This is a genomic window from Xenorhabdus sp. PB30.3, from assembly GCF_963895965.1.
GTDB lineage: Bacteria > Pseudomonadota > Gammaproteobacteria > Enterobacterales > Enterobacteriaceae > Xenorhabdus > Xenorhabdus stockiae.
The window spans coordinates 19,047-33,564 of the sequence record NZ_CAWQMW010000143.1 but is presented as its reverse complement, the minus strand read 5'-3'; the positions used below and the strand labels follow the sequence as shown (position 1 = coordinate 33,564).

General features: G+C 53.5%; 9 protein-coding genes and 1 pseudogene. 2 read left to right on the top strand and 8 right to left on the bottom strand.

The genetic code is table 11. From position 1 onward, the window contains the following. Positions 1–554 precede the first annotated feature (554 nt). The 3 genes and pseudogenes from xerC to AACX38_RS13670 form a co-directional block, all read right to left on the bottom strand. Entirely contained in the window at positions 555–1,580 is a 1,026-nt protein-coding gene (gene xerC, locus AACX38_RS13680; RefSeq protein WP_228864613.1) for a site-specific tyrosine recombinase XerC, read from the bottom strand. A 21-nt stretch (positions 1,581–1,601) separates the two neighbouring features. Continuing rightward, entirely contained in the window at positions 1,602–1,748 is a 147-nt protein-coding gene (locus AACX38_RS13675) for a hypothetical protein (protein ID WP_228864612.1), read from the bottom strand. Positions 1,749–1,812: 64 nt separating this feature from the next. Continuing rightward, positions 1,813–4,535: pseudogene (locus AACX38_RS13670) on the bottom strand (CHC2 zinc finger domain-containing protein). Positions 4,536–4,649: 114 nt separating this feature from the next. On the opposite strand from AACX38_RS13670, the gene AACX38_RS13665 reads away from it, so the two are divergent. After that, positions 4,650–5,039, top strand: coding sequence for a helix-turn-helix domain-containing protein (locus AACX38_RS13665; protein WP_228864610.1), 390 nt, complete (start codon positions 4,650–4,652; stop codon positions 5,037–5,039). A 78-nt stretch (positions 5,040–5,117) separates the two neighbouring features. Further along, the gene (locus tag AACX38_RS13660; RefSeq protein ID WP_228864609.1) at positions 5,118–5,438 is read left to right on the top strand and encodes a SymE family type I addiction module toxin; all 321 of its coding nucleotides are present in this window, start codon (positions 5,118–5,120) and stop codon (positions 5,436–5,438) included. A gap of 76 nt (positions 5,439–5,514) precedes the next feature. Here the strand turns inward: AACX38_RS13660 and AACX38_RS13655 are convergent, their stop codons facing one another. Genes AACX38_RS13655 through AACX38_RS13635 form a run of 5 tightly spaced genes read right to left on the bottom strand, consistent with a single transcriptional unit; the run spans position 5,515 to position 14,508 of the window. Further along, complete coding sequence (locus AACX38_RS13655; RefSeq protein ID WP_228864607.1) at positions 5,515–5,811, bottom strand: hypothetical protein; 297 nt, start codon at positions 5,809–5,811, stop codon at positions 5,515–5,517. A 9-nt stretch (positions 5,812–5,820) separates the two neighbouring features. Beyond that, on the bottom strand, positions 5,821–10,521 hold the full coding sequence (locus AACX38_RS13650; protein ID WP_228864606.1) for an RHS repeat-associated core domain-containing protein: 4,701 nt from the start codon (positions 10,519–10,521) through the stop codon (positions 5,821–5,823). Positions 10,522–10,534: 13 nt separating this feature from the next. Then, complete coding sequence (locus tag AACX38_RS13645; RefSeq protein WP_099120298.1) at positions 10,535–10,954, bottom strand: DUF1795 domain-containing protein; 420 nt, start codon at positions 10,952–10,954, stop codon at positions 10,535–10,537. Between the two features lie 54 nt (positions 10,955–11,008). Beyond that, entirely contained in the window at positions 11,009–13,120 is a 2,112-nt protein-coding gene (locus AACX38_RS13640) for a type VI secretion system Vgr family protein (RefSeq protein ID WP_228864604.1), read from the bottom strand. A gap of 26 nt (positions 13,121–13,146) precedes the next feature. Then, positions 13,147–14,508 carry a VasL domain-containing protein gene (locus AACX38_RS13635; protein WP_228864603.1) on the bottom strand — a complete coding sequence of 454 codons (1,362 nt, stop codon included), beginning with the start codon at positions 14,506–14,508 and terminating at the stop codon, positions 13,147–13,149. Positions 14,509–14,518 lie beyond the last annotated feature (10 nt).

Here is a 14,518-nt window from a genome sequence, read left to right as displayed (position 1 = left end):
CCGGGGCGGGCGCGCCGGGCGCCGCGTGGCCTGCGGGGGGGGGGCGGGGCAGGTAAACCAGCGGAGGCCGCAGGCCGACCTGCCTTCAGGGGGGGTTGCTGAAGCCAAGTCGGGCAGCTAAAGAAGACGCAAATTTGGATGCGGATAAGACCAGATTTTTGCTTACTTGTTTAAATACCTATTTAATGTAGTAAACAGCTTATGATGGCACGATGCTCAAGTTTGATGCGGTGTTAGGTGAGATCTGGCTCCGGTGCTGACAGCAGAAGGCGAAGCCTTGTGCGGAGGCACCCCAGCGATGCCGAACAGCGGGGGCACCAGACATAATGTTAATTATACGCTGCGAGCCGCTCTTCGATGCCGTGGACTGGCAGCGGAGCCGCCCGGTGAGTGGCGTATAATTCCCCGACATTATGTTGAGTGGACTTTGGACGGCCTGCACATTCTTAACGGGGACACGACAGCACAGGCCGGCCATTGCCCACGTACCCCCGCAGACACTGAGGCTGACGGGCAGTCCGGCACGGTCTGCCCCCACGCCGATCCCAGCAGACTCAACGGGGATTATCGGGCTGTCCGGTATACCGGGGTTTCGGTTGGCTATCCGGGGTTTTTGTCTCCGTGCCCGAGGGTTCCTGCTCAGCCGGATGGGTCTGCTGGTGCACGGTCTTTAAGTGTCCGATAGCGACCCGCGTATAAATCTGGGTGGTTTCCAGCCGTTCATGCCCCAGTATCGTCTGGATGTGCCGGGTATCGGCCCCGTTGTCCAGCATTTGGGTGGCCATCGAATGGCGGAACAGGTGACAGGCACCGGGTTTGTCGAGCTGCGCCTGTTCACGGATAACCCGGCCGACCAGTTGGCTTAAGTAGTCACACGACAGGCCGCGTCCCCGGTCGGAGATAAACAGGTAACCACTGTCCCGCTGTGCCGCCAGTCGCGGGCGGACCTGCATCAGATAGCGTTTCAGCCAGTCCAGCGCCCGGCTGCCGATAGGCACCACCCGGTCTTTCTGCCCCTTGCCCTGACGCACACAGAGCACCCCGCGCCCGCTGTCAATGTCCCCCAGACGCAGATTCGCCAGTTCCATCCGGCGAATGCCGCTGCTCCAGAGCACTTCCAGCATCACCCGGTTGCGGAAGCCGTGCAGCGTCCCGCTGTCCAGACTGGCGAGCACCTGCCCGATTTCAGCCACATTCATCACCTGTGCGGGCAGGCGCTTTTCTTTTTTCGGCAGCACGAGCTGTTCCGCCGGATTGTATAAAATCTGGTGGCGGTGCAGCAGCGCACGGAACCACAACCGCAGGGCATTGAGCCGTTCACGCTGACCGTTGTTGCGGTAAGGCTGCCCGTCTGCTTTGCGGTAAGCACGCAGGTAACGCTGCCAGCTTTCCAGCACCGACAGCGAGACCTGTGGCGCGGTGCGGATTGCCCGTTGTTCGCACCAGTCCACGAACGGCACTAAATAGGCACGGTAGGCCACCCGGGTCTGCGGGCTTTTCCCCTGTGCGGTCAGGGTGTCCAGCCAGTTATCCAGTTGCTGGCGTAAGGTCATTACGGTGAAGTCCTGCGCATTTGGCATCAGTCAGCTCCTTGTATTTTTTTACGGGAAAGCAAAGCGATAACAGTACGATGTGATGGGCTTGTCTTCAGTGGCCGGAACAGTGATTTTGCTTTCTTCCCAACTTGCGAGCGATAAACCCTGTCTGGCTGCTGCCTTAAGCCTGATTTCAGATCCCCAACTTGGCACCAACTTGAACCCAACTTGGGGGCAACTTACGATAATTTCAGTCCAACTTGCGAACATCATAGCGTTATGTGAGCGCGACATTGGGCGTATCAGGAATATCAATCAGGCCACACAGATAGTGGCCTCCCGCACTGTCGCCGTCCCAGAGCAGTTCGTACTGCAACAGATGTCCCCGACTGCCGCCGTGTACCAGCAGGTATTCCATCTCACTCAGCCGCTGGCAATGGACCTTGAGCTGGTTATCACTCCAGTGGGTAAAGTCACGGATATCCCGCCGGGTAAAGCGCACTTCACGCAACGTTCTTTGTTCGCTCACGGCCCTGTCTTGCGCCATCTGCTGTATCAGCAGCAGTAACTTGCGGGTCTGTGGCGGCATCTCGTCCAGCGTCCGGCCTAAGATTTCATGGGCGAGCTGGTTCGCCAGCCGGATATCGGCTTTCGTCACTTCGATATATTCGAGTGTCTTACCGCGATGCTCAGCGGTCTTGATGTCCCGCTGGTGCTGGTGCAACAGGGCGATGCTCTGGATTAAGGTGAGGTATTTCATATGGTCACGGCGGGTACGAGTTTTGTCTGACATAAACGTCAGTTGCGAGGCATACGGATTCACCACATTCAGTGGCTTAAGCAACCGCTGGGCGTTCTGGTGCAGTGCCGTCAGATAGTCCCGCTCGTTCTCCGCCAGTAACCCTTCGAGGGTCTGCTTTTGGCGCTGCAACGCATGGATGGCTTCGGTCTGTTCACGGGATTCATTAACCGTCAGCACCAGACAACGGTTCAGCAGCTCTTCATCCACATCAATGGCGGTGGTGGTAAGCATCAGCATCACCGGGCCTTTGACCGTGTAGCTTTTGGTCACCAGCGTGCCGGTGGTGTCATCCTTGCCGGTGCTTGCCATCGTCAGTTCGCCATCACTTTGTAACAGCTTCAACGCATAGGCGGCCTGCCGCACGCCCTCTTCTTCGGCAATGGCGAGGATTTTATGCTGGAGATTGGTTTCACCGAGGTAAAACAGGCTCTGCCCGGTCATGGCACTGTACTGGATACGTTCTTCTTCAGGGATCAGATTCAGGACGGCATCCATCAGGCTGCTCTTGCCGGCGGCGCTGCTGCTCTGGATCAGGACGGCTAAGGGTTTAGGCAACTTACGGCTCACCGCCGCCAGATACCCCGCTAACAGATTGGTCGATTCACCAACGACACCACAGGCGGCTAAATCAGTGACGATACGACTGACCAGCGCCGGATCTCGCAGCAGTGCTCGCGCCGACTCCCGCTCCGCGGCGCTCAGCTCAGGCGCGGCCGCTGACGGGTTTTTCGTCTGCGGCTGCCACTGCTCCACAGCCAGTAAGACCTGCCCCAATGCCCGCCGGATATCCCCTCCGCCAGTCCCAGCTCGGTCGCCGCCTGCCTCGCATAACTGCTCCGGCTGCGGGCACTCATCAGATCAACCCCGTCGGCGAACAGGACACCGCTTTGCCTGTCCCGTACCTGTGCATTGAGTTTCAGGGCAGCGGCACCGGCTTTGAGGGCGCTCATGCCCCGCAGACACCATTGCAGTGTGCCGACCGAGATCAGCAGCTCGCCATGGTCGCCGGGTTCACAGACCACTCCCGGTGTGGTGTTGAGCGCGGGTTCAGCCACTAAAGCAGAAGCCGATTCGGGCACCGTGACGGGTTCAGTCGCAACTCTGTCGGCCACATCCTGCATCGGCACCGCACTGTCAAGCAGCAGGCCGAAGGCGACTTCCGGCTCCGCCACCTGACACAGATAGGCATTCGCATCCCTCTCCGGCGGGAACATCACGCGCAGCGGTGTGATCCCTTTGGCGACCAGCATTGCTGCCAGTTTCACCGCTGCCGCATTGCCTGCGCTGTCATTGTCGAAGGCGATCAATACCTGCTTAATGCCGTAGTGCGCAAAGGCCTGCCAGTGATCGGCTGTAACCCCGTTCACACCGTAAGCCGCGGTGACATGACGGTGCCCGGCCACCCAGAACGACAGCGCATCGATCAGCGATTCACACAGGATCAGGCTTTTCGAGGCTACCAGTGCCGCTTCATTCCAGACGCCGTGATGTGCCCCCGGCAGATAACTATGCTTCGGTGTGCCTGCCCGCAGACGATCAATGATTTTGCGGCCATACATTTCCTGCACTTCACCATTGAGACCGATCACCGGAATGACCAGCGAGCCGCTGAAGTGTTCATGTCCGCTCTCGCGCATTAATCCCACCGCCTGAAGCCGGGCACGGATCTCTGCGCCCGCTTTGATTTTTTTCTCCGGCAACCGATAGCCGAGGGTGCGGTTGGCAAAGCCGAGCTTAAACTGGCTGACCAGCTCAGGATGATCAAGGCGGCGTTTTTTCAGGTACTGATGGGCTTCCGGTGCATTCAGCAACGTCTGGTGATAGAACTCAACCACCCGTAACAGCAGCGCCTGTTGCCCGACCGCATCACGGATCAACTCCGAGGAATCAACCAGCGGCTCCACCGCCGGATTATTGCCAAGCATCGCCCGCAACCGTTCACAGGCATGGCGCAGACTTAAATGCTCGGTTTTCATCACCCAGTCCAGCACCGATCCGCCCGCATCGCAGCCAAAGCAGTGATAGAGATTTTTCGACGGCGTGATCACCATCGAGGGCGTTTTCTCCTGATGGAACGGGCACAGTACCAGCCGATCTTTGCCGCGTTTAATCACCTGCCGCCCCTGCTGCTCAAGGACGGCGACTAAAGGAACCGCGGCTTTCAGGTGCTGCAACTCTGCGTCGGGAATGCGAGCCATGTCTTAATCCTTTAAAAAAACGTGTCAATAGGCGTAGAGTAAAAATAACTCCATTGCAGAGTACTCCATAATAGAGTATTGTCAACCGTAAGATGAAAAACAGGAGGTATCCTCATGGCATCGTTAACTGACAGACAGATTCAGGCCATGAAGACAACGGATGAACACTTTTTTAAAGCACTGGGGAACAGGATTGCGCTGGCACGTAAAGAGCAGCAACTGACCCAGCAACAACTGGCAGAGCAGCTCGGCATCGCCCAGCAGACGATGGCGCATTATGAGGGAGGGCGATTGAAGGTCTCCGCAGCACTGCTGCCGTTGTTAGCGGAGATACTCCATTTATCACTGGATGAACTGCTGGGTTTGCCGACCACACGCAGCAGTAAACGTGGCCCCAGCTCGCGGCTGGAACAGCAGATTGAGATAATCAGCCAACTGCCGAAAGCCAGACAGAAGTTTGTTTCTGAGATGTTAGATACCGTGATTGAAAGCAGTAAGGAATAAGCGAAGAGATAACGCGGTGATGGCAGGTAGCCCCCTGCCAACACCGCTCACCACAAGCAACTAAACAGGAGTTGAATGATGGCTAAGGCGCATTCTAAGCAAAACCGCGCGGTAAATAAAGCCGCCAAAACAGAACGTTATTACACCGTGGGATACGTGCCGCAAAATGACAAGGCCAGTGCCCCGCCTGCGATCCATCTTAAAGGGCAATGGCTTAAGCAGGCGGGCTTTGAGATTGGTGGCACACTCACCGTCAAGATTATGGACGGCTGTCTGGTGCTTATTCCTGACAGCGACGACACCTGCACTATTAAGCAACAATACGCTCGTCAGCAAGACCAGCTCAGTGAAATTAAGCTGCGAATGCGGGAACTGATTGGGGATTATCAGGCTGGATAGTAATAAAAAGCCGGAAGATCATGAGGATCTTTCCGGCTTTTTTCTTTATATCACGGTAATAATGTTCTTAAATTAATTATACGCCTGCACAAGCGAAAACAATTTCTTTCGTATCAGCATCAATATAAACATTAAGGTCATCACCTAATAACTCATATTCCATTGCATTCTCAGACGTTACTTCTCTGGGATAAAAGCTCACAATATAATATTTTCGATCTTCTATTAAATCTTCCTTATAACAAATATCTATGTGGCAACCGATAATATCAAAACCATCATTAGCTGCCTTTTTCATAGCTATCCATAAAAATTCTGCAACATCTTTATTTATCTTATGCAAAATTTCGTATTTCTCTATGGGAGTTCCCATCCTTTATCCTCACAATATATCCTCTAATGGACTTCCACGACGCATTACCTTAAATTTTCCACTTGGCGTCCCCAGATAACTATCCCGATAATTCGGAACTCGTTTATCTCCAGATAATCCCATATGAATATTTCTATCTGGCTGAGAAAAGGAATCACTATTATGTATATCTCCGGCTTTATTTGTCCGTTGCTTAAACGCATCTTCGTAAGCAGCATGTGTGTGATATTGACCAACAATGTCTTTATCCCCCAGTCCCTTCGGCATACCGCGTTTTGTTACTTTCATCGATGGAGCTGATCTTCCTGTACCTAAGCGGGCGCGGGTATGCCCATATGTACCATCCTTCGCTCTATATATAAGTCCACCATATTCACGGTTCATATGGATAGACATAGGGTTATACTTATTTAGTGCCGCCTTCGCCGCATCATCCGCAGTCGCAAAACCTTTACCACATTTTCGGCTAAGCCCGAGAGGGTCTATCCAAGACGTCGGATTTTCTACATACGAATAATGATTGAATCCACCAACTAACCCAATGGGATCAGGCGTCAGATAACACCCCGCCACTGGCGAGTAATATCTGTACCGGTTGTAAACCAGCCCACTCTCCTCATCGATAAATTGGCCTGCGAACTTAAGCCCCGGATTCAGCTCGGCATTTTCCCCCGATACCCCCAGACGCAGCCCGTACAGGCTCTGCGGCGGTTGCCGCCAGACCCGGTGCCCGGCTTCATCGAACAACGCCAGTGGTTCGCCCGTCGGGGCACAGACCGCATACTGGGTCTGAATGTTTCCGGCAATCAGTTCCTGCCGATTTTCTGGGTTCAGGCTAAAGAACTGCACCTGCTGCGCCAGCAACTGCCAGCCGTCAAATACCAGATGGCGGATACTGTACAGGCGGTTGTGCCGGTATTCTCGGATTTCCGCCGGTACATCGCCGTCCCACAGGTAGGTGGTGCGCAGCCCCGCCCGTTCACACACTTTCTCGGTGCGCCGCCCGAACGCGTCGTAGCGATAATCCCACTGCTGGCCGCCCGGCGTCTGCACGCCAACTAGCTGGTTCTGGCTGTTCCAGCGGAACTTGGTCAGTTGCGGGCGATGGCCTGCCTGCCACAGCTGCATGGCGGTCATCCGCCCGGCATTGTCATACTCAAACAGGTGCTGCCCAAGCTGGCGTAACCGGTGGCCTTTCTGGTACAGCCGTTCCCCGTCTATCTCGTTGAGGCCATCAAAACGACGAGAAGGATAGCCAGAAGCATCATAGTGATAATGCTCTCGCAGCCGTTCGCCTTCACTGACGGAGGTTACCTGTCCATTACCGTTGACAACATAACGCAAACATTCCCGCTCATCATTCGCTGCCACCAGATTCAGTGCAGCATCATAGCGATATTCTCTGTCTAATCCAGCTAGCGTTGGCTGGGGAATATCTGCCACCTCATGGGCTTCAAAGAATTCGGTATTACGCCCAGCACGTTGTGTGGTCAGCTGCCCCATCAAGGAGTGTTCTTGGTGCAGGATAAAGCCTTTGTTCGAGGAGCGGCGGCATTCATTCGCCTCCACATCCCGTTCAATGTTCAGGCGATGATTGCCACTTATCCTAAGCCGTTTCAGTTCTCCGGCTTTGTTGACCCCCATCTCAGTCTGCCATTCCTGCCCATCCTGCACTAACACAATGCGCTGATGAGTAAAGGCATCTGGATACTCATGACTGATTTGCCCGTACGCCTGATATTCCTTCACGAGTCGTCCTTGCTCGTCATATTCAAAGCGCAGGGGGGTGGTACCCAGTGCTGCTACTTCCAGCAGCCTTCCCATCGGATCATAGCACCATGTTGTAGTACCTTCCGGAGTTTCCATCTCCGTCAGTTTACCATTATCATCATATCGATAGCGGGTTATTTGTCCTAGAGCATCGCGCTTCTCCGTACAGTTGCCGTTACCGTCATAAGCGTAATGCCACTGAGTATCTGAGTAATCAGTCTCTGTTATCACCCGCCCATCTGCATCTAATGTATAACGGTAGCGTTCCCCCAGCGGATTAATCACTTCAATCAATTGTAGGCTATTTTTGTCGTAGCGATACTCCCAGCGATGACCTTCACCATCTACCCGTGCCATAGGCAGGTCAAAGGGGCCGTATTCCAAGTTCCACGCAACTCCACGTGCATCCGTCCACGTAGTTAGATTGCCGTGGCGATCATGGCGTAAGCGCTCTCGGCTGCTGTTGGGACGGTGACTCAGAGATATACGGTGGTGACGATCATATTCCCAACTCCACTGTGCCCCACCGCCTGTTTTGAGGTGCTGTAACCGATCCTGACGGTCATATCCCAGTGTCAGATTGCGGTTCTCTTCGTCGAACAAGACACTTAGCCTGTGATTGGTATCATATTCCTGAGTACGTTTGCGTCCATCACTGTCTTCAATGGCAGTTACTAGCCCAAACTCATTACGGGTCAGCGTCGTCTCACTACCATCCGGTGCAACAAAGCGTGCGGGCTGGCCTTGGTCATCGTAGTGTTGCATCCATTTCTGACCAGATGGTGCCATGACTTGTACCAGCCGATCCCGCTCATCATAGTCATATTCCCACTTGGCTCCCATTGCATCGGTGAAAGCCGTCACCAGCCCAGTATCCGCCAGATACTCCAGCGTAAAAGTCTGGCCTTCCGGTAGGATCTTACGCGTTAGGTTACCCCAATTATCGTATTCATAACGGGTGATGTAGCCACAGGGGGAGATTTCCTTGGTAACCAATTGCTCTGCATTGTAGTGCCAAGTAGTAACATACCCGTCCGGATCAATAACCCGGGTGATCCCCGGCTCATATTCAAATCGTCCCGGATAATAACCGCCGCTGCCCACGGTATAAATACAACGTCCCTGCGCATCATACTGATACTCGACTGCAGTTTGGTCACCATCCGACCAACGACTGATAAGCCCCTGCTCATTGTATTCATAGAACAGATGAAAATGCTGAGTACTGTCAGCATCTGCCAACCAACCATTGTCATGGTAGCCATAGCGTACCATTACTTCATCCTGTTCGTTATCACTGCGGCGTATCTCTTTCAGCTTACCGTCTTCACGATACAGCAGCATCAGCTCAGCGCCGTCACTGTGAGTAACACTGACCAAACGATTTTCGTTACTATAGTGGAACTGGATCTGGTTACCGTACACATCCTTCAAGGCACCCAGTTGCCATTGGATCCCACCTTCTTCGGTCGGTACCGGTACAGTAAAGTGCTGACTAACCGGATTGTTACGCTCCTGCAAACAAAACCCTGTCCCCTCACGACTCAGCATGAAGGCTGGATGCTCTGGATTTCGGCTACGCTGTTCATGAGGCATCAGAACAAAGTAAAGGCATGCGCCTTCAGTGGTACGTATGGTTATCTGATCACCATTAACTATTGCGCTACCAGAAAAAGTGTCAGTCCAGTTTTCACCCAATAACCCTCGTTCACCCGGTGACCAACTGCGCATAAAAGTGAGTGGAATGGTTTGCCCCAATTCGATATCAATGCGCTGGTCAAACAACATGCCAGTTGTTACATCAATAGGGTCTTTACAGAAGAAACGCTTGGTGGCCTCTAGATAACGTTTTGCACCCTGTGTCTCATTGTAACCGCGCCTCGCACTCTGACAGCGTTCGGATAAGTTATTTTTGACTGACTTTCCTGCTGTAGTGGCTCCTTTTTTTGTGCCATTCAATACCTTAGCGGAACCGTTTTTCATGCTGCGCCCGGCATTACTGATACGGTTTCCAGCCTGCTTGACACGATTTTTGGCGTTTGCAGCCACCTGTTTTACATGATTTTTTGCCGCACTAGCTGCTACTTTTGCTCCAGCTTTAGCCCCTTTTGCCGCACTTTGAGCGGCCCATTTAGGGTTTTTGGCCGCTTTTTGTGCCCACGCTTTCGCGTTCTTCGCTGCAAGTTTAGCTCCAGCCACTACCGCCTTCGCATCACGGACAGTGTTTTTAGCCTCTTTCACTGCCAGCCTGAATAGCGCTTTTCGTCCTCCTTTGGTCATCAGCTTTAAGCCGGCTTTCAGCAGACCCCGCTGGGGCGGCACTATAAACTCTACCGCCACCAGCAGTGCTCTTTGCCAAGGCGAGAACTCTTCTTCTACTTCTATGTAAGTGCCCTGCCCGGATCCAATAAGAACGGTACTCGCACCGCCCTTTATGGTCGCCCCGCACACCAATTTATCCCCCTCACGTGCTGCAGCCTGACTGTTGATAAACACGGTTTCGCTACCTTGTGCAATCAACACTCTGAGATGTTTACTGCAACCTGATGTATCAACTTCAGCACGAGCCGCGTCTTTTCCCTCGATTTTGACGTTTTCTGATCCCGACGTCAGCACCCCATCCGGAGAACAGACGCTATCGCACATTCGTGTCACAGCAGCGCTTGCACTGGCGATAGTTCCGGCCATTTTTGCAACAAGATAGCCACCGACGAGTAAACCGCCGATCGGCCCTAACAAAAGGCCAACAGCCCCGATAACCGCAGCCGCAATAAGGGCACCGGCGACGACTCCCGCTAATGCGGCCAGAAAACTGCTATGCTGAATTGGGTCACCGATACGGGCCGCTTTCGGTCCATTGCCGCCCTTGGCTGATGCAGTGCCAGCTCGAACTGCCGCCATCCGAGCGGCTCGAACTGCCGCTCCTTCCAATAGTCCCATGGCTGACCCCCTGTCAGACAGCGTTAAAACTGCTCACCACTTGCAGCAGAGTATTACGCCGACTTTCGTTAAACGGCTGCGTTGACGTCAAATTAAAAGCCAACAATTGATCTCCCCGAATTTGTAACACCACGATCTGGTGCATCTCTCCTTCCGGGCTTTGCCAATGGTAATCCAACCGCCATGCCAGCTCGCCGCTCAGTTCCATTTGCGAACGACCCTGCTCCTGATACCCCGGTAAGTGAGTGACAAATTGACTCAGTGTCTCTTCATAAAAACTGGCATGATCGACTCCTTCAGGCACCGGCGTACGGTTAATCACTAGATTCGCTCCGCTTTCGTCGGGCAGGACAAACACATGCATTGACTCATCTCGCCAGTCAGCTGGGATCATCAGGGTGCCTTCTTTCATTGGGTAAGCTTGTGCGTTCATGGAGTTTCCTTTTTCTCTTTATTTATTAGTGATAATAGCGGGATAAATCCGCTGTTAATTCAATGTGATAAGCGTGCCGTTGATAAACACACCTTCGGCATTCATCAAAATCGTGTTGTTGTTAAAGGCCAGCGCGATCCCTTCAGTATCCAGCTGAATCTGACTGCTCCCGACCATCAGGGTGATCGCATTGGTCGCTTTATAAAATTGAGTACCCGGCTCTTCCCCTTTCGTTCCCTCCGTCACAACAACAACCGAACTGGCTTCTGTACTACGAGTCTGGCAAACTTCTTCCGACAGATTGCCTTCTTCCACCCTTTTAGCATCATGGCCTTTCTGAATCGTCAGAGTCCTATTGCCCTTTTCCACCACCAGACTCTGGTTGTCTTTCACCAGCGTGCTCATATCCTTCTGCGCATGCATGGAAAGCAGTTCACTGCCTTTTGCATCTTCAAACAGCAGTTCGTTATAGCCTTCACCTTTGTGGGTTTTGGAGCGGAATGCCATCTGGGTTTTGCTACCCGGTAGGCCGCCCGGCGGGATGTTGCTGGCGTGGTAGGTACGACCGGTGACGATGGGCTGATCCGGGTCGCCGTGCAGGAAATCCACGACGACTTCCTGTCCGATGCGCGGAATTGCCAGCATTCCCCAGCCCTGTCCTGCCCACGGTTGGGTCACCCTGATCCAGCAAGAGCTTTGATCGTCGCTGCGTCCGTAACGATCCCACGGGAACTGGAGGCGAATGCGACCGTATTGGTCACAGAAGATTTCTTCCCCTGCCGGGCCGACGACTTTGGCAATCTGCGGGCCGTCAATCACGGGTTTCGGTAATGGAGTCGGACGCCAGCTCTGGTTGTGACGGATAAAGTGGAAGTGACTGTGCAGTGTTGTACCCGTATCGCCACTTGCGGTTTCCCGTGCTTGCGGCTGGCTACCTGAATGGCTCGCCCCCACAACCTGCCACGGTTGGTTAAGATCAGGACGCGGGTGGTTATACAGAGTGAATAAACGGCCCGGCTGGATAGCGATAGCGTTGCCACTGCCCTGTCCCATCACGGCATCGTTACGCAGAGCTTCAAGACGGTAGCGGGTAAAGGCTTCACCGTGTGTTTCATCTTTAAAACGACCGGGATAGTCATAATGCTCGTAATACATCTCCTGTAAGGTGTCTTCCTTCATCTCTGCCCGGAATTCAGCGGGCCATGCCGGGTTTTTGAAGGTGTAGTCTTTCAGTTGCACCTGTGCCGGTCGTACCTGTGCGCTGCATGTCAGGCTGCCAATAGCAGGTTCTCCAATGGTGCTGACTCCACCAGGCTGATAAGGAAGGACGATGCCCGGCGGTACAGAACCGGCATCATCGGCAAAGACCAGCGTATTACGGCCATTACCGCACTCGAAGAAGTAGAAGATGCCCTCTTCTGCGGTTAAGCGCTGTAGAAAATTAAAGTCACTTTCCTGATACTGAACACAGAATTCGCGCTCAGGGTGAGGATGACGCAGGCTGAATATAACGTCACGGATACCGTGTTCTTTCAGGATGGTGGTGATAATGGTCTGAATATCTAACTGCTGGAAAATGCGCGAGTTCTGTCTCAGTGTCGTGCGCCACAGGTCAGGGCGGATGCTCATCTGATAAGTGGTCTGGTGCAACCCGGTATCACCCTGCTCGAAGCGGGAAACGATCCCTGTAATACTGCGTTGCTCAACGCCATCCTGCAAAATGGTCAGCGTGGCGGTGCGATCCAGTACTGTCGGAAAGTCGATAGCTGGATCGGCACTCGCCAGTCCGACACTCAGACTGAATGGTTGGGAAAAACTTTCATTCAGTGCGAAATCGGTGACAACAAAAGTCTGCGGCGGTAATCCTCCGGCGGTTAACGTAAATTGCAGGCCACTGGGGTCACTGCCTCCCAGTAATTGGCTGGCTTGTTGCAAGGCTTTAGCCGCTGCGTTATGACCACTTGCTGCCTGCTTAGCTAATCCCTGACCACCTGATGCTCCCTGTCCGCCGGTAATTCCCTGAGTATGCGGAAGAGCCTGACCACTACTTTGTCCGCTACCCCCCAACATGCCCGCAGCTTGCTTGGCCATTTGAGCGGCCTGTTGCCCCTGTTGCACAAGGGCCTGTCCTTTCTGCAATTTAGCTATGCTCTTCTTAATTGACATGATATGTCTCCCTGATTGTTCGCCACTTACATGTTTGTATGTTTGGTGGCACGGTCACGCTGTTCAGTTACATGACGCAGGCGGTCATAACGGCCGAGCAGCGCGTTAAAACGGTCATCAATTTCTTTCATCAGCACAGGAGAAACAGCTTCGCCTTTTTCCGCATGAACATTCAGTTGGCGCAGCAACTCCTCCAGCGGAACTTCGCTGCCGTGGTTGCGCTGAATGTCATAAATGGCGGTTTTGAGGTAAGAAAGGGTGAAGCTGCCACGCGTGCGTTCCTGCAACAGAATTTTGTCTGCCAGTTGCTGGAGTTGATCGCGGGTGCTGTACCAGCTGCCTTTTAACGGCACGCTGTCGATGCGGATGGTCATCTGCTGTTGCCAGTTACGGGTAGCGTTAACTTGTTCCGCTAATTGTGGCCACTGTTTTTCTGCTGTTGCGGTCAGTGTTCGTGCAGCATCCCATGTTGCCAGTGGAGGCGTTTCCGCCAGGCGATCAAGCTGGGATGCGTAGTTTGTCAGTGTCGGCTGATACAACCATGCCAGCCGTGAACCCGTGGGCTGTTCTGTTATGGCGTTCAATTGCTGTTGCAAAGGTTTATAGAATAAGAGCCAGCTTCCTACCAGCACCAACAACCCCAAAAATGCCCCAATTCCAAAGCCCTGCCATGCGGTCAACCCGCGTTGTGGCTGTTCTGGGAACTGTACTCTGACCCGTTGCTGGCTTTCTTCCGGTGCAATTTCGGGTTGCGGCTGTGGTGGTGGTGGAGGTGGTGGAGTTTCCGGCTCAGATTCAGATTTAGACAGGTAAACCAGCGGCGGCATTTTCACCGGCTGTTGTGCGGGTTTCGCAGCCTGACGCGGCTTCTCCAGTTTTTTCGCTGCATTCTGGAAGAACCACAGCAGGTTTTCTACTCTCGGCAAACGTTTCAAATCAGATTGTTGTAGCTGATCAATGATGAGCTGAAGTGCCCGCTCGGCGCGATAAATCATCCGTAGATCGCTGGCGGCAAAATCCAGCTGACGCAGGACACTCCCCGTCCGGGTGTGGAACCATTCCAGCAAATCAGTGCGTACCTGTGGTTGTGACGGCCACAAGGCATCCCATTCACTGACGATAACTCCTGCCAGCAGTTCACAGCCTTCAGTAAATCCAGCCAGACCATTCAGATGCATTCGGGCTAAGGTGTAATAAATCGCTGTCTGTAAATCGACGCCGTTAGTTTTGAACAGGGTCAGCGACAGGGATTCCACCAGCATCCAGTTGACTTCTGGTTGTGATGGATGGCTGGTTTTGTTGATTTCGTCACGGATAACAGCGAATTCTGGCAGGTTCAGCGGGCTGCCTCCCGCCCGGATAATGAGGTTTTCAGGGTGTCCGCTCATATCTTTTTTC